Origin of the sequence: Alicyclobacillus sp. TC, from assembly GCF_016804365.1 — a bacterium.
In the GTDB taxonomy this organism is placed as follows: Bacteria; Bacillota; Bacilli; order Alicyclobacillales; family Alicyclobacillaceae; genus Alicyclobacillus_I; species Alicyclobacillus_I tolerans.
Window position 1 is genome coordinate 2570180 of the sequence record NZ_CP044434.1, and the last position, 16476, is coordinate 2586655.

The 16476-nt window shown below is 44.2% G+C and carries 14 protein-coding genes and 2 riboswitches; of the genes, 6 read left to right on the forward strand and 8 right to left on the reverse strand.

Features of this window, described 5'->3' with window-relative positions; all coding sequences use genetic code 11:
- The first annotated feature begins 205 nt into the window (after nucleotides 1–205).
- From sleB to mntR, 4 genes are all read left to right on the forward strand, one after another.
- A complete protein-coding gene (gene sleB, locus FY534_RS12615; RefSeq protein ID WP_083574059.1) occupies nucleotides 206–1045 on the forward strand; it encodes a spore cortex-lytic enzyme in 840 nt (279 codons plus the stop codon).
- Between the two features lie 235 nt (nucleotides 1046–1280).
- Complete coding sequence (locus FY534_RS12620) at nucleotides 1281–2594, forward strand: NRAMP family divalent metal transporter (protein WP_203114757.1); 1314 nt, start codon at nucleotides 1281–1283, stop codon at nucleotides 2592–2594.
- A gap of 12 nt (nucleotides 2595–2606) precedes the next feature.
- Nucleotides 2607–2855 carry a hypothetical protein gene (locus FY534_RS12625; RefSeq protein WP_072873302.1) on the forward strand — a complete coding sequence of 83 codons (249 nt, stop codon included), beginning with the start codon at nucleotides 2607–2609 and terminating at the stop codon, nucleotides 2853–2855.
- Nucleotides 2856–2951: 96 nt separating this feature from the next.
- Complete coding sequence (mntR, locus tag FY534_RS12630) at nucleotides 2952–3374, forward strand: transcriptional regulator MntR (protein WP_072873301.1); 423 nt, start codon at nucleotides 2952–2954, stop codon at nucleotides 3372–3374.
- Between the two features lie 95 nt (nucleotides 3375–3469).
- Here mntR and FY534_RS12635 read toward each other — a convergent pair whose 3' ends face one another.
- Nucleotides 3470–4834 (reverse strand): transglutaminase domain-containing protein, encoded by a 1365-nt coding sequence (locus tag FY534_RS12635; RefSeq protein ID WP_203114758.1) that lies wholly within the window; start codon nucleotides 4832–4834, stop codon nucleotides 3470–3472.
- A gap of 179 nt (nucleotides 4835–5013) precedes the next feature.
- Nucleotides 5014–5098: riboswitch (cyclic di-GMP riboswitch) on the reverse strand.
- A gap of 294 nt (nucleotides 5099–5392) precedes the next feature.
- Here FY534_RS12635 and FY534_RS12640 point away from each other — a divergent pair.
- Nucleotides 5393–6253 carry a hypothetical protein gene (locus FY534_RS12640; protein ID WP_238413559.1) on the forward strand — a complete coding sequence of 287 codons (861 nt, stop codon included), beginning with the start codon at nucleotides 5393–5395 and terminating at the stop codon, nucleotides 6251–6253.
- 61 nt (nucleotides 6254–6314) lie between these two features.
- Here FY534_RS12640 and FY534_RS12645 read toward each other — a convergent pair whose 3' ends face one another.
- The 3 genes from FY534_RS12645 to FY534_RS12655 all read right to left on the reverse strand — a co-directional run bounded on the left by FY534_RS12645 (nucleotide 6315) and on the right by FY534_RS12655 (nucleotide 9553).
- The gene (locus FY534_RS12645; RefSeq protein ID WP_203115633.1) at nucleotides 6315–7136 is read right to left on the reverse strand and encodes a carbohydrate ABC transporter permease; all 822 of its coding nucleotides are present in this window, start codon (nucleotides 7134–7136) and stop codon (nucleotides 6315–6317) included.
- 6 nt (nucleotides 7137–7142) lie between these two features.
- The gene (locus FY534_RS12650; RefSeq protein WP_203115634.1) at nucleotides 7143–8027 is read right to left on the reverse strand and encodes a carbohydrate ABC transporter permease; all 885 of its coding nucleotides are present in this window, start codon (nucleotides 8025–8027) and stop codon (nucleotides 7143–7145) included.
- 200 nt (nucleotides 8028–8227) lie between these two features.
- Nucleotides 8228–9553, reverse strand: a complete 1326-nt coding sequence (locus FY534_RS12655) for an ABC transporter substrate-binding protein (protein WP_072873296.1) — start codon at nucleotides 9551–9553, stop codon at nucleotides 8228–8230.
- A 359-nt stretch (nucleotides 9554–9912) separates the two neighbouring features.
- Between FY534_RS12655 and FY534_RS12660 the strand changes: the two genes are divergently transcribed.
- Nucleotides 9913–11139, forward strand: a complete 1227-nt coding sequence (locus tag FY534_RS12660; RefSeq protein ID WP_203114760.1) for an ROK family transcriptional regulator — start codon at nucleotides 9913–9915, stop codon at nucleotides 11137–11139.
- Nucleotides 11140–11150: 11 nt separating this feature from the next.
- Here the strand turns inward: FY534_RS12660 and FY534_RS12665 are convergent, their stop codons facing one another.
- The 4 genes from FY534_RS12665 to tal form a co-directional block, all read right to left on the reverse strand.
- Nucleotides 11151–12914 carry an ATP-binding protein gene (locus tag FY534_RS12665; protein ID WP_203114761.1) on the reverse strand — a complete coding sequence of 588 codons (1764 nt, stop codon included), beginning with the start codon at nucleotides 12912–12914 and terminating at the stop codon, nucleotides 11151–11153.
- Nucleotides 12915–13210: 296 nt separating this feature from the next.
- Nucleotides 13211–13405, reverse strand: coding sequence for a hypothetical protein (locus FY534_RS12670; RefSeq protein ID WP_203114762.1), 195 nt, complete (start codon nucleotides 13403–13405; stop codon nucleotides 13211–13213).
- Between the two features lie 47 nt (nucleotides 13406–13452).
- Nucleotides 13453–14796 carry an NRAMP family divalent metal transporter gene (locus FY534_RS12675; protein WP_072873292.1) on the reverse strand — a complete coding sequence of 448 codons (1344 nt, stop codon included), beginning with the start codon at nucleotides 14794–14796 and terminating at the stop codon, nucleotides 13453–13455.
- 213 nt (nucleotides 14797–15009) lie between these two features.
- A riboswitch (M-box (ykoK) riboswitch) is annotated at nucleotides 15010–15174 on the reverse strand.
- A 165-nt stretch (nucleotides 15175–15339) separates the two neighbouring features.
- Nucleotides 15340–16428: a transaldolase gene (gene tal, locus FY534_RS12680; RefSeq protein ID WP_203114763.1), complete on the reverse strand. Its 1089-nt coding sequence runs from the start codon at nucleotides 16426–16428 to the stop codon at nucleotides 15340–15342.
- Nucleotides 16429–16476 lie beyond the last annotated feature (48 nt).

Genomic DNA, 16476 nt, shown 5'->3' on the forward strand with positions numbered 1-16476 from the left:
ATAGCAAAATCTAATGAATCCCATTTTATAGAAATCTTCGTGGATGCATGGAGGTTTTAGATGATAGTTACCAATTCGTCATATTTCCGACAAAAAAACGTTGATAAAACGTCAAATTTATGGCTGCGAGTTTTTACTCGAAGCCACTGATTCGTACATAAGGCATCCGTTTTTCGCAAACGCTGATAAAGAGAGGTGATGGATTGTGAGAAAAAAATTCGGTCTGCAGTGGCTTCTGGCATGTATGGTAGCTGGTAGCTGTTTCGCCGTTTTGCCCAACAGCCCTGTCCAAGCTTTTTCCGATCGCAATCTTTCCTACGGCTGTATTGGATACAGCGTTTACGAATTGCAGAACCGCTTAAAATATTTGGGATACTACCACGGTCCCATCAACGGTATTTTCACGTGGGATGTTTATTGGGCGGTGCGTGATTTTCAATACGCGTTTGGCATGCAGCCCACTGGTTATGTGAATATGGCGACTAAAATGCAATTGGTCAAGGCAACTCAGGGATGGCATTATGTCGGACCTTTACCACACGGTATGGAGGAACTTCCGGATGGCCAAATCGTTCCCAATCCACAGAACGGCCAAAGTAATGCGGAAAGCGTAGCAAGCGGTCAAAGTGTCCCTGCCAACAGCGATGTAGTGACAGGCGCTGCCGTATCGAATTCTGGAACCAGCGCGCTTACGCCAGCTGATATTGATCTGATGGCTCATGTCGTGCACGCAGAAGCCAAAGGCGAGCCCCTGCTGGGGCAGGTAGGAGTTGCAGACGTTATTCTCAACCGACTTAAAGATCCTAAATTTCCGCAAAGTATACCCGGTATTATCTATCAGCCTGGAGCCTTTCAGTGTGTCAGCAATGGTACCATCAACGAACCATACAATGCTGAATCGTTGCAGGCTGTCATGGACGCAATTCATGGCTGGGATCCAGTCGGTTCAGCTCTCTACTATTTCAACCCGGCAACCTCTACGTCACCCTGGATATGGGGTAAACCAGAAATTACAAAAATAGGTAACCAAATTTTCTCGCAATAATGGATGCCCAACAAATTTTAAAAAATGGGTTGCAACTTTCATATAGACGACATAAGATGAACTATAGAAGTTGCCCACAGGAAAGATTGTGATCTGGATAAAACCTTACTGTGCGGCATTTTTCTTTCAAAAAAAGTTTCTCTAGGCTAATTTTGATTCACAAACGAAATATTGATGATGCAACCAATCCCATTCAATTTGGATGAAGTGCAACTATAGGAAAAGAGGTGATCTTTTGAACGCGCGTGAGAATACCTCCAGAGCACTGGATCGTTGGAAAGTTATGGATGCTAAAACAAAAGGTAAATACGCACGTTTACTTTGGTTGTTGATTGGTCCAGGTGTACTGGTAATGTTGGGTGAGAATGACGCACCTTCCATGCTCTCTTACTCTGCTTCCGGTTCACAATATGGAATCGGCGTGTTTCTTCCGTTTGTTGTTCTAACTTTTTTGATGGCCTTTGTGGTTCAAGAAATTACTGTCCGACTTGGAGCCGTGTCCAAAGCAGGACATGCGGAATTGATATACAAACGTTTTGGACGATTTTGGGGCAATTTTGCCATGATAGATTTGATTTTCACCAATTTCCTAACACTTATTACCGAGTTTGTCGGTGTGGTGGCTGGAGCTAGCTATTTTCATATTTCTAAATTTATAGCTATCCCTGTTGCCATTGTAATCATTCTTTTGGCCTATAGTTTCCGCCGTTACTGGTCATGGGAAAGAATTACCATGGCATTGGCTCTCTTTAATCTAGTGTTTATTCCCATTGCAGTGCTAGCTCACCCCGACTGGAGTGCGGTAGGAAAGTCTTTTCTGACATTTCAACCGTTTCCTGCCGGTGGGCTCAATAACAATAATCTGGTCATCTTTCTTTCTGATATCGGCGCCACAATCACTCCCTGGATGCTCTTTTTCCAGCAAGGCGCTGTTACAGATAAAGGTTTATCGAAACACGATATACGCCACGGCCAACTGGACACTTTGCTTGGCGCAATTTTAGCTACACTAGCTGCAGTGGCTTGCATCATTGCTACATCGCCTTTGTTTATTCATCACATGAACAGCGCGTCGTTTGGCGCAGCTCAGTTTGCGCAAGCTCTCCAACCGTACATTGGGCGAACAGGTTCCACTTTGTTTGCGATGGGAATTATGGAAGCTGGACTTGTAGCTGCTACTGCCATTTCAACTTCTTCTGCTTACGCTTATGGTGAAGTTCAGAGGAAAAATCATAGCTTGAACAGTTCATTTAAAGAAGCGAAACCTTTTTACCTAACACTATTCGCCATTGTTCTGGTGGCAGGAGGCATTGTGCTCATCCCCCATTTCCCACTAGAATGGGTGGTACTCATTGTCAACGTGATTGCCGTACTCACCATGCCGCCAGCATTAGGCTTTCTACTTCTGCTCGTCAATGACAAGGAGATTATGGGCGAATACCGCAACAAAGCATGGGCCAACACATTAGCAATCAGTATCGGCGTCTTCATTTGCATAGCTGGTATCCTGTACGCTTTGACAGCCATTTTCCCCAACTTCACGTTATAAGAGGTGAACAGCATGACAACAACTTCCATAGCGACGAACGATACAAGTTCTGTTACAATACGAACACAAAGAGAGATGGAGAAGCATCCGGAGCTTGTTGAAGCGTTGCTCACTGAACAAAAAGAAGCGATGCAGCGCTTGGAAAATATGGGCCGTATGCCACTCGGCTGGGGATTAAAGACCTTAATTTGGGGTCTGCGGCTTTACGTTGTTTTCATGTTGGTTGCCGTAGCATTCACGGTTGTCAATAACCTTCGATAAATGACTCGAATGGTTGAGACAACGCGCAACCAACATCAATGATGTCCGCACAAAATCCGCGAACCCAGCGGTCGAGGCGGAGAGGAGTGTTGCTCGGTGTCCACCACCCCGAGTCAGGAAGACTATATTGAAGCCATTTGGATTCTGATTCAAAATAAAGGTTATGCACGAGTTACCGATATTGCTGACCGACTCGGTATCAATAATGCTTCGGTTTCCAAAATGATTCAAAAATTAGATGAAGATGGACTGTTGATTTACGAGCGTTACCGAGGCCTTAACCTAACACAAGAAGGCTATTCCCTTGGTTTGCATCTATCCAAACGACATCAGATGTTGGAGTCTTTTCTTCAATCGCTTGGTCTCACGGACACAGAGGAGATTGACCGAACGGTGGAAGGTATTGAACATTATTTTTCACGCAACGCCATGAAAAAAATCAGCAACCTGATGGAGTTTATTGAAGCTCATCCCGAATGGTGGGAAGAATTCAATCAATGGTCCAAACAAAAAAGCTAAGGCGCATTACCTGCGTCTTAGCTTTTTGAATCATCTTATGAAGGTTTATTTGTATAAACCCCATCCAGGAACACATCATTAAGCTGCGATTACGATTACTGAATACTGCCCACCAGGCGATTATCAGGCAGATGGCTAGTCTCCAGAGAAACAGTTTCTGTCATATATTCGTTGGACAATAAAGTGTTGGGTCCCTGATTGGGACTATCCCAAGTCGGATCCATGACTACCCAACGGCCTCCCACGTCCGCTTGAAGCCACTCATGATTATCTTCCGCACTATTGACTGGGGCTTTACCAATTACAGTTTCTGCGGGAATGCCAACTGATTTCATCATCGTTGCTGCTAATTCCGCAATCTCTTCGCAAACACCACTACGCAAAGAATACGCTGATGCAACATCTTCAAACAAATACTTGCCCCCATCTACCATGGACCAATCATACGACATGCTCTCACTGGCATAATTTGCAATAGCAGCCGCAGCCGTTTCTGGAGATGGAGAATTGGCGAAAATTTGGCTCGCTATCTTACTGGCATCCGGATTTACATTTCCATCCATAAACGCCGAATACAGTAACGCCTTTCTGGACTCACTTGTTGGCGGTCCATTGACAGAAAGTGTATATCCCCCTTGCCATGTGTAATCTCCAGAAGTATTTAGCTGGCGATAAAATTGAGAAATATAGGAAATGTTAATACTTCCAGTAAAAGGAGAACGAATATCTGCCGAGAATTCGTGATTTTGCACAGGGAGAAGATAATTCCATATACCTTGTCCACTGTTACTGGATAGCTGAACGACAACATGAGATTCATTCCCCATGACCGTTCCCTGTACAGGAATCCAGTCTGTATTGGCTATGGGGTTGTACTCTACATATTGAATATCACCCGTCTCGCCAGTAGCTAACGCTGATCCGGCATCAGTTGCAGAGAAGGGCTGTACACCTGTCCATTGAGATGATTCAGGAGAAATTCGACCAGTTAGTTGTTGTAACCCTACTATCAGTACCAAAGGCACACTGTACTGACCCTCGGAGCTAGCTTGCACTGTATAAATACCAGGCTCACTCGCTGTGAAAACAGCCATTTGGACGGTTTTGGAGCCATACGTCCAAAGCTCATCTGGTGAATCCGGCACAATGGCAGCATCAGGACTATTGACCAACCAACGAACGGAAGTCAGATTTTTGTCCCCTGTATAGGCCATTAAGTATAACGACTCTCCAGGTTGAATATTAAGCAGTGTTTGCGTCCCACTCTCTGTATAAGGTACACTGCTGGCTTGTATATAAAAGTCATTGCTAGCTCTTGACCAATACATACTATCGGATTGTGCTTGATTGGGAAAATGGGGTGCGGAAAGACCATCTGCGAAAACTTGTGGCGCACAGAACGCCCCTATGGAAAGTGTTGAAATCGTTGCTACCCCTACAGCCCATCCATGCTTTGCCATGTCTATTTTTCCTCCAAAGCCACCACACCGCGTGGTGCCGAATGTCTGCACAGCATTGACTGGGGGGATGCAGACATTCGGAGGGTGAGCAGCGGTGCCGAAGCAAAGGACAACCAGCCTTGGGTTTGGAGAAAAAAGAGCAATCTCCCCAGGGAAGATTGCTCTTTAACATCAGCAACCATGGCAGCCCGGCTATCATAGGTATGAACCCGTAGACCCGAAGCTTTGCGTCCCAGCATTTCTACTGGTTTGCCCTGAGCATCGTTGGTGGAATATGCGAATTGATGTCTACTATTCTATCAAACATACGAAAATTGTAAATAGGTGTCGAAGTTTTTTGTCTATTTTATTTTAAATAGAACAGAAAAGAGCATTTGTCCTGTTGGCCGAGTATTGATTTTTTCAATGCTCTTTCAATATTTCTAACATATAATCATTCCCATGGAACAGCCCTAACCCCCTTACAGCGATCCGATTGGATCGCTCTTTTTTTAACAGTTGCAGCAAATCGATAGGATAGGTATTCTGCTAGCAGAGCATGCTGCAGAGGTGAAAGACGTGCGCAGATATAGTCGCCCTACAGAAGAAAGAAAAACTTTACGGGAATGGGAACAAAGCTACGGTCTGTGGATTCTGGATATGGATGGATTTGATCTCTCAGATCATGAACTGTTTCAAAAGCGTATGACGAAAAGTGAATTCTTAGCTGGACTCGCCTATTGTACAGCGTTACGACGCACAGATGTACATTCAAACGCCATGGAAGAATTACCGGAAGCCAACGCTGAGCGCCCCGTCGTCTATTCAGGATGGAAGCGCAAAGAGCGGATCTCCGGTGCGGAAAATGCATCTACAATAGAAAAACCACGATTGGATAACCAGCCACCAGACACGAATACAACCTTTTACAGTCCACAAACACTGTCGCGTAAACGTCAAACGATTCGTTGGCGCTTACTTTGTGTGGTACCGCTTCCTTATCTGTCTATCTGGGGCGCTACACTCATCAAAGAAAAACTAGAACGCTATTTGCGAATCCGCTGGTATTGGTGGGCCTGTATACTTTTGCTCGATCTCGGTGTCATCTCTTTTGCCCCCATTGTTTCAGTCCTGATTGCTTTTCTTTATCCATGGTACCTTGTTGCAGCCGGTTTCGCCCGCCTGTTTGGCTGGTTGCGGGAGCACATACTTAACCTCTTCCACCAATCCAGTTTAACAGGCATGGGTCTCCATACTCCGCTGAATGCTCCCTTTCTCTCTAATATAACGGTGGATGGGAATCCAGCAAATCTTTATTTCCATTTTAGTACCGCTCTTGCCTCTTCTTTTGTTTGGGGTTCTATGTGGGTGAGTATTTCTGCATTATTAAACCTTTTACGTCGTTTATCTTCTTCAAAATCAAACCGCGCCCGCTCATGAACCGAATGGCTCATTGGCTGGGCACGGCTACATAGAAAATTCTTCTGCATTATCTTTCTGATTAACCTTTAACCGATCCCGCCAGTAGTCCTCGAACAAAATATTTACCCAGGAAGATATAAACAATCAACGTTGGAATCGACGCAATCAAGGCACTGGCCATCTGCTCGTTAAATTGCACCGTTTGACTGCCCGCGATATTGACAAGGGCTACTGTCACAGGCTGATGAGGTGGATTGGTCACAGCCACGGCAAAGAGGAAGTTATTCCATACTTGTGTAAACTCCCAAATTCCCGCTACCACAAATCCAGAAATAGAAAGCGGCAAAATGATATGCCGATAAATCCCCCAATATCCTGTTCCGTCAATTTGCGCAGATTCAATAATATCCGTTGGAATCGAAGCGTAAAAATTACGGAATATAAGTGTACAAATAGGAATTCCATACACCACGTGAACCAAAATCAGGCCAGGAATCGTGTTGTACAGAGAAATCAAATCAAGTACTTTCAAGAGCGGAATCAATACGCTTTGATAAGGAATAAACATTCCAAACAATATGAGAAAGAACACCACATTGGCGCCTTTAAACTTCCATTTAGATAATGCGTAGCCATTAATGGAGCCAAACAGTGACGCCAAGATGGTGGCAGGAATGGCCAACATAAAGCTGTTACCAAAATTAGGACCTAAAGCATGCCAAGCAGCACCAAGCGCTTGTAAACTCCATTGGTGTGGAAGCCACCACATTTGCGACAAACTGACTTCTGTATTGGTTTTAAAACTGGTAACCAAAACAACATATACGGGAATGAGGTAAAAACAGGCAATGAGCAGCAGCAATACGTAGAGCAGCCCGCGATTGATTCTTCGAATCGCCAACATGGTTTACTCCTCCTCCCGTAGAGTCGAAATGAGATAGGGAATGATAAAGAGAGCTATCAAAATTAACATGACAATGGAAATAACCGCACCTTGCGCAAACTGATCTCCCTGATAGGTCGTTTGAAACATATTCATACTTGGCATGTCTGTGACAAAATCTTGTCCGGGACCTGTCATGGCATAAATCAAGCCAAACACCTTCAAGGATGCTGCAGTCAAAATAATAATGATGGTTGTTGTCGTGGCCTTCAATTGCGGGAGAATGACTGACCAAAAAGTTCTCCAGGCATTAGCACCGTCAATTTTTGCCGCCTCTTTTAATTCATCAGGTATACCGCGTAATCCAGCAAGATATACGGCCATTGCAAAGCCTGACATCTGCCAAACGGATGCTATCAACACAGCCAAAAGAGCAATAGGAATACCAATTTGAATTTGTCCACCCGGAATACCTGGAACTATTCGAGTACTGAGAAACCATTGAGGCACATGTTTAAGTCCAAAAGCTTTTAATATCAAGTTCACGCCAGTGTCTGGATTCAGCAGCCAAGACCAAACAACACCCGTGGCAACTGCAGAAATCGCCATGGGAAAGAGATAGAGACTGCGGAAAAAAGACTCCGCTTTAATGCGCTGATCAATTAATAATGCCAGACACAAGCCTACAATCAGACAGATGAGAATGAATAGAATAGTAAAAACAACCATATTCCGAATATCTGATTGAAAACGAAACGTTTGAAAGACTATCTGATAATTCTTTAAACCTACGGAAAGAAAATTGGGAATGATGCTGTTCCAAGCGGTTGTTGAAACCCAACCCGTCCAGCCAATAAAACCATACACAAAAATGAGTAAGAGAATCATGGACGGAATCAACGTGATCATAGACCAAATTTTCCCTGACGAGAGCCGTTTTCTCCGACGTTCAGGTCCTGTTTTGGCTAATTGCACATCCACCACTTGACTCAAGCGCTCTCACCTGCCAATCTCACAGATTCTTAGCGGACTATACCGCTGCAAAAAGGTTCCCCGCCTGGCTTTTGCACAGACGGGGCAGCCTTCTTCTTTTTTAGCATCCAAGCAGTTTAGCTCAAAGGATTGGTTTGAGCCGCATTCTCAATAGATTGAATAAACTGCTTGGTATTGTGGTTTGTAACAAAAATGGCCATAGCATTCTCAAAGGCTGTAGTAAAGCCTGGGTTTACAGCACCCTGACCAATACACAGTGTGAGTTGGTCTTTTTGATAAGACTTCATGGCCGCTTGAGAGTAAGCATCGTAGTCACTTGGATTTGCATCAAGACGAGGCGAGAAAGTACCTTTCAATGGATTGAAAACTTTTTGCCCCTCGGCCGATCCAAGGACTTTCAAGAAATTCAGAGCCACTGCTTTTTGTGAAGCGCTGAGTTTGGAAGGCAGAGCAAAGACGTCGGAAACTACTGAGAACACTCCTTGAGTACCAGGTGTCGGCGCCCAACCAAAGTCTTTGCCAGGTGTCAGGTTCAACGTGGTTTTAAAGTAACCTTGTGCCCAGTCACCCATGACGTTCATAGCCGCTTGACCATTCGCCACCAATTGATCGGCCTGTTGCCAGTGCAAGGCAGAAGCATCGGAATTGGTATATTGCATCATTTTGGTGAAGGTATTCGCAGCCTGCACAACACCAGGACTGTTCCAAGACATTTGACCATGCAATAATTTGTTGTAATCTGTATATCCAACTGTACCTAACAATACGTCGCTAAAGAGAAGCGTCGTTTCCCAGTTTCCATGATTGGCCAAAGCAAGCGGAGTAATACCATGCGCTTTTAAGACTTTAGCGTCTTGGAAAAACTGACTAAAGGTAGTTGGCGGTGTCAGATTGTATTTCTTGAAAATGGACGGATTGTACCAAAGCACATTGGCTCTCTGCATATCTACAGGCACAGCGTAAATATTCCCATTAAAGGTAATCAAATTGAGTAATGATTTCGGATACTTATTCAACCATCCTTGACTTTGGTAAAGGTTGTTTAAGGAATCCAAGTCTCCAGCTTGTACCCAAGAATACAAAGATCCATTACCAGCATGCACTTGGAAGGTTCCTGGAGGATTGTTGTTTGTCATGCGGCTAGCCAAAACGGCATGTGCATTTGAACCTGCTCCACCCGCCACTGCTTCATTGATAACTTGGACGTGAGGATATTTTTCATTAAAAACATGAATCAAAGCTTTCAACGCTTTTGATGATGCAACACCTGTCCACCAAGAGAAAATCTCTAATTTTCCAGTTGTTCCAGCATTTCCTGTTGGTACCGGAGCACTGGAGCTTGGTGTAGAATTCGTCGTATTGGCAGTTCCACAACCAGAAACGAGCGCAGTCAATGTCAAAACTCCTACTGCCGCGACACCTATTTTTCTAAATTTTTTCACGTATGACCCCTCCTATTGGCGTGTTCATTCACGATTCTGCGTGCTATCGAATCAGCAAGCAGAAACGCGCGCCCTATGGAACGAAAAGATGTAAAGTAAAGATTGACCTGGAGAACGCTTACAGGAGAAACTTTCTTTCGATTTCATTGGTTGTCAAATTGGACGAAAAAACAGGACCATGGTTGCTCGATTCAACGAAATCTCAAGTAAAGATGAGTAAAAATGGTCTCCAATCTTATGAAAGCGTCCTCTTTTTCTGAACTTGGTTTGTATGATAAACTATCTTCAATCTTATTTCAACGAAATTTCAATTCGTTTTCGAAAATTTTTTCGCTATTTTAGGTTGGGAGTGAGAAACCTTGACCACCTCCATCGACAGCACCATGATGCGACGTTTCAATAAAACAGCTGTCTTTCGAACCATCTACCAAAATGCCCCTATTTCTCGAGTGGATATTGCCAATTTACTTGAAATGAACAAAGCAACCATCTCTTCCATTGTTGACGAACTTATTGCGGAAGAGTTTGTTATCGAGATTGGTTATGGTGAATCACGCGGCGGCCGCAAACCCATGTTGCTCTCCCTGAACGAAAACGCCGGCTACTGCATTGGTATCGATGTACAGATTACTCATGTGACTGTTGCCCTCTGCAACCTGAGCGGCAAAATCATAGAACAACATCACGAACCCATCTATCTGTCTGATGGAATGAGTGTTCAGGAAGCATTGTTGCAGAGTCTTATTGCTGCTTCAAAAAAGGTGATTTCTAAAGCACCAACGAGTAAATACGGCGTCATTGGAGCAGGTGTGGCCATCCCTGGCATGGTCAATTCACAAACCGGATATCTGCATTATTTGCCGAACCTTGAAATTCATGAGTGGAACTTCTTAGAAAGCTTGCGCGCAAATCTAAAAATCCCTATTTTTATTGACAACGACGCGAATTGTGGCGCATTAGCTGTACAACAAACCTGCCATCTGAACCATCTGGTCTTTGTCAACGTAGGCATGGGAACAGGTGTGGGCATTATCACCAATGGCAATCTGATTCATGGATACGATGGAATTGCAGGAGAATTTGGACACACAACCATTGCTGCAATGGGGCTAAAATGTTCTTGCGGCTCGTATGGATGTTGGGAACAATACGCTTCCGAACGAGCACTTCTTCGTTATCTTCAGGAGGTTGGGGCTTATAATCTCCCCTTATTCCCGAGTGCGCATTTTATTGAGGAGTGTGTTCTACGCGCTGATACGGGCGATGCTCTCTATATTCGCGCCTTCCAAACTCTTGGTCAACATATTGGCATTGGGCTTGCTAATGTATTAAATGGATTGAACCCGCAAATTGCCATGATTGGTGGACCGATTGTGTTAGCAGGAAACTATATCTTGCCCGATATTGAACGCACCGTCGCCAATCGCGCTGTTTCCCTCAATCGTCGTGTCAAAGTACACATCGCCTCACCTGAGACGGTTGTACATGGCGCTGCCCAGCTTGTACTTCGTTCTTTACTGCTGGTGGATATCGAAAGTTTAAAAGAAAGCGGCGAATGGCCAACCCCGCTTACTTTGCCGCATTAAATTATACGCTTCTAAGAATGAATGCCATTTGAACCCTGGGATTTGGACAGTGGATAGTTATGTTTTGGCAATCGAATGGTTACTTGGGTACCGTGACCTGGTTTACTTTCAATCACTAACTCCCCTTGATGCTCAGATACCAATTTATTGGCAATCATTAAACCAATTCCTATCCCTCGCTCGGAAGTGCCGTAAAAAGGTTCTCCCAGGTGGCGAACACGTTCTATGGACATGCCAACTCCAGTGTCAATAATTTGCCAAACGACTTTATCTTGTCTCATTTCAAGTAAAATCGTCAATCTCCCACCCTGTCCCATAGCCTCAAGCGCATTTTGCCAAATACAAGCAAACGCTCTGCCCAAAGCGTGCGGATGGCCTAAAATCCACACATCTTCTTCCACCACTCGTTCATCCACATAAATACTCTGTTGCTGCGCTTTACTCCGCACTTCTTCCATCCATATGTGCAACCATTCGCGCAAATTGAAGAAAATAGCAGTCGATTCGGAAAGAGAATGCGCAAGTTGCAAGTAGTCGTTAATCACCTGTTCTATATTGGTAAGTTCACTGTACATCATTTGCCAATATTTCGGATGATCTTTATATAAATCACGTGATAGTTGTAAAAATCCTTTAATTGAAGTAACTGGATTACGAATTTCATGAGCAACACCCGCAGCCATTTGACTGACCACAGCCAACCGTTCCGCCTTTGCCACTTTCTCTTGCCACTGTTCTCGTTCTGTCACATTATTGACCACAAGTACCACACCAAGCAAACGCTCCTGTTCATTCATAACAGGAGATATATCGAGATCGAACGCGATAAAATGATTCGCGCGAAATTCATGAAATGTAAACTGCTGTGATTTTTCTGTTTCCAGAGCCTTTTGATAGCCTTTCAAAATTTCTGACAAGTTATCTTCGGAAAGAAATACTCTAGCAACCGCTTCCAACGACTGCCCACAAAAATCACCGCATTTCTCAATTAAATTGCCAGAGCAATATCGAATGATTTGCGATTTATCCACAAACACGATGTATCGATTGATATTCTCCGCAATCAGACGATAGTGAAAATGGAGCTCCTGCTGCTTTTCACGCAATTCATTGAAATGATAAATCAGCATGGAGAAGCTGATATAAGGAAGCGCAATCCAGAACAGATCGTTGCGAATATTGGTATCATTGGCAGTTACCACGATTAACGAGCGCCAAAGTCCTACAACGGCAGCCAGAAGCGGCCAGAGCCAATAGGATTGACGCAACAAAACATATGACCATCCACCATAAAAGAACTTTTTCGGATTGCGAATCGCAACTTGTCTGGTATCTATAAGCCACTGAATAAATTCAAACAGAAATACTGAAGAAACCGCCAGTGCTAGTGGCGGCCATTCCACAGCAAGGTTCATAAATCCAACTGTAATCAGGTAGCCTAGAGCAAAAGAAAAATAGCGCCGGACAGATTGGGCAAAATTAATACGAATAGATAGTTCACGTGATACAATCCAATTGGAAGAAAGCAGAGTAGCTACCAATAAAGCAAGACTAAGCCAAAGCGGCGCACTGCGAAAGATTAATAAATTCGCCACCAATGTGCCTGGAAAAATGATTAGCTTGCCTATTTTAACCGGAAATAAAATAAAAACCTGCGCCAATACAAACAAAAATAACAGAATCATTAAATGATTATGATTCGTTTGTAGAAAAGTGAAAGTGTATAACACTCCGGTCAAAAACAAGCCTGTCCAAAATCTTGTCCGCCATTTCAAGAATGTAGTCTTCCTTTTATCTGCAATATTCACTTACAATGAGGTGTTTGGGTGAACATACCCATGAATTGACAACTAAAATAAACGTGTAGTATGTTCATGAAATGAAAATGTACGGGGTAGATCTAGTGTATCATATGACCCGAAAAAATGTTCATATAGAAAAAAATAATTTGTCTCTGTATTTGATGAGGAAAACACCGACAGATAATTACGACCTGAGACTCCAGAGCGTTTAACTGTCGGTGCCATTGAATTTTACATCATCTTTACATTGAGAACCGTCTATATCCATCTCACAAAGTCCCCCTGGCAAAACCTATGATGACCAGAACAACCATAGCCAGAATGTAGATCCGCAATCCCCAGAACACCACATTGACCCAGCCCTTTACTTTGGCTCTTTGCAAAGGTGCATGAACGGGAATAGGTGTCACCTTGTTGAGTTCTATCAAAACATCATTTTTTTCTGCCGATCCGTTGTTCAACATGTGGTTCAACCTCCCTGTCTATCGAAATGAACTTATTGTTTCTCTCGTCACGAGAAGAGATTGGGGAATATAACCGTCAAACCATACAGACCATTTAGTACCACGAGCAGGCCAATAATGACGAATCCGGAAATATTTTGCCATTTTTGATTGACATATTCCCCCATAACCTCTTTGTCATTCAGAAGCAAGAGCAAGAAGAGCAATGCGGCAGGCATAAAGATGGATGCAATGACCTGTACCAGCATATTCAAGAAACCAAGTGGAGCATGCGGAATCATGACAATAGCAGCCGCCAAAACCGCACTAAGAATTCCCGGCAAATAAAACTTCCAAGCTTTCAGAGCTGGCATGTTGATGCTCTTTGGCCAATGGAACGCTTCTCCCATAGCCCAAGATGTACTGGCCGTCAAGGCAATGGCCGCTATCGTACCCGCTTCAACCAATCCTAGCGCAAACAATTTCTCTCCAGTGGGCCCTAAGCGACGTCCAATAATATCCATAATTTGCGAGATATTGAGATTGGCGTTACCCGTACCATGAACAAGCGAGCCCGTCAAAACGATGATAGCCAGTGCGACAAGAACCATAGCCAACGTACCAATGCCTGTATCCAGACGTCCATGTTTAATATCTTTCACCGTCAAACCTTTATCTACCACCGAGGATTGCTGAAAGAAGAGCATCCACGGAGCAATGGTTGTTCCAAAGTTAGCCAATACAATAAACAAGAACATGGCTGTAAATCCGCCAGGAATGTTCCAGTTGGCAAAAGATGCCGCCACCACCGACCAATGAGGTTTAGCCATCAGCACAAGCGGGATAAAAATCAAGTTACCTGCCGCAATCCAGAGTGAGATGCGCTCCCAAGTATAGTAGCGCAGAACCAGCAGGACAAAAACATCCAAAGCAATCGCCAGAACATCGCTGATCCAAGTGGGTACTCCAAATACACCCATGCCAATTTTAATGCCAATGAACTCAGTAACCAGGGTCAAGACATTCGCGATAACGAGATCGACCAGTGAAAACCAGCCCCAGAAGGAACCATATCGACCCCATATCATTTCGGCATGACCGCGATGGGTGACAGCACCAAGACGAACGGTCATTTCCTGTACGACATAAGCAATAAAACCAGCGATAATCAGCGATGGGATAAAGAAACCTATACCGTAAGTCGCGCCAGTCTGCGCATAGGTGATGACACCGCCTGCGTCATTATCAGCAATCATGGTCAAAACGCCAGGGCCTATCAAAACGAGAAGCAACATGATTTTGGCCCAAATTCCACGCTTAGCATGGAGGGAGGCAACACGCTGCATATCCTGCTGGCGAATTTTCCAATCCAGTTGTGCGTCTGTTTCAATATAGTTTAGATTTTTTGCCATTGGACTCACCTCGGAATTCGGGATAGGAGGACAGTCTCCCCCTGTAAAGAAAACTCATGCAAAACGACAATGAAAAAATTTGACTAGTTCGACTAGGGGAACTATCCATACCTACCACCTCCTTCCTTGTTTTGAGCCCGACACTACGAAACCCCCTAAGACCACAGTCCTAGGGGGTTATGTGAACGCGCAAATACAACACGCATTAACATTCATTATCCCCCTGGTTGAGCTTTGGCACTATACGACTTAGGGATTCCCCCAGCCACATTAAGTAAAGCCTTAAGCCGGCAGTACCTGTTCAACCCATTGGCGTGTTTCCACGTTTCCGGGCAGTGGCATCTTTTCGTATAGAAGCCTCGCCTAACGAGGACTTCACTTGCATTCAGTTTTTATGTTGCCATGATATGAACAGAATTATCAAAGGTGACTGGACACAAGACCATTTATTCTTCATAGTCAATGACACGCTTATTATGCGCAGTCCACACAAGTTTGTCAATGCTTAGAAAGCGCTTTTATCAGAAATTACTTCATTTTATTTTATTTTTTCGCTTCGTCAATTCGCTTCTGCAACGCGTCCCAAAGTGTGGTAAACGACTTGCTAAAACTGTCCAATCCTTCTCTCAGCAAAACCTTGCCAACTTCCTCTACATCCAGACCCATTACGCGCAAATCATGGACCGTTTTCTCGGCGTTAGACACATCCGCATCAACCGTTCGCGAAAATTGTTCTGCTTTGAGAATATGCTCAAGTGTCACTGGAGGGACTGTGTTGACAGTTTGCGGGCCTACCAACGTCTCCACATAAAGTAATGGAGAATAACTGGGGTTTTTTGTGCTGGTAGACGCCCACAGCGGACGTTGGGGTTGGGCTCCTGCATCAGAAAGTTTTTTCCATCTATCACTCTGACTGACTTTCATAAAGTGCTGATACGCAAGTTGAGCGTTGGCCACCGCAGCTTTGCCCTGTAAATCCTGGTTACCTTTTTCCTGCAGCTTATGGTCTACATGCGTGTCTACTCGACTGACGAAGAAACTGGCTACAGATGCCACATGTAGAGACTGTCCTGCTTGATGGCGAGCTTCCAACCCGCGAATATATGCTTCGAGCACTTGAGCGTATTGGTGCAAGCCAAAAATTAACGTTACGTTAACGTTAACACCTTCCCGAATCAATTCTTGAACCGCTCCGATGCCCGCGTCAGTTGCTGGAACTTTAATCATCAAATTGGGTTGTTGCAAAGCACGCCAGAGGCGTAATGCTTCTTTTACAGTACCTTCTTGGTCTTGAGCCAGACGGGGCGAAACTTCCAGACTAACGTATCCATCTTCGCCTTTGGACTCATCATAAACAGGACGCAATAATTTGGCCACAGCCAGAATATCGTGAAAGACAAGATCATCATACAATTCATCGAGTGTAAAATTTTTGCGAACCGCTTCGGCAATCGCTTCATCATAATGGTGTCCGCCCAAAATCGCCTTTTCAAAAATGGTTGGGTTAGAGGTGACTCCACGCACTCCTTGACTAATCAGTTTAGCCATTTCACCCGATTCAATCAGACCGCGTTCTACATTGTCATACCATATACTCTGACCAAGTTGATGCAATTGTTGCAGTGCGTTCATTCTCCACCACTCTCCTGCCAACAGTATCCTATTGTCTTTCTTTCCTTA

Bases quoted from the DNA above. Each gene is read 5' to 3' on its own strand.
- FY534_RS12625 (WP_072873302.1), top strand. From the start codon at position 2,607: ATGACAACAACTTCCATAGCGACGAACGATACAAGTTCTGTTACAATA.
- FY534_RS12635 (WP_203114758.1), bottom strand. From the start codon at position 4,834: ATGGCAAAGCATGGATGGGCTGTAGGGGTAGCAACGATTTCAACACTT.
- FY534_RS12650 (WP_203115634.1), bottom strand. From the start codon at position 8,027: ATGATCACGTTGATTCCGTCCATGATTCTCTTACTCATTTTTGTGTAT.
- FY534_RS12670 (WP_203114762.1), bottom strand. From the start codon at position 13,405: ATGTTGAACAACGGATCGGCAGAAAAAAATGATGTTTTGATAGAACTC.
- FY534_RS12675 (WP_072873292.1), bottom strand. From the start codon at position 14,796: ATGGCAAAAAATCTAAACTATATTGAAACAGACGCACAACTGGATTGG.
- tal (WP_203114763.1), bottom strand. From the start codon at position 16,428: ATGAACGCACTGCAACAATTGCATCAACTTGGTCAGAGTATATGGTAT.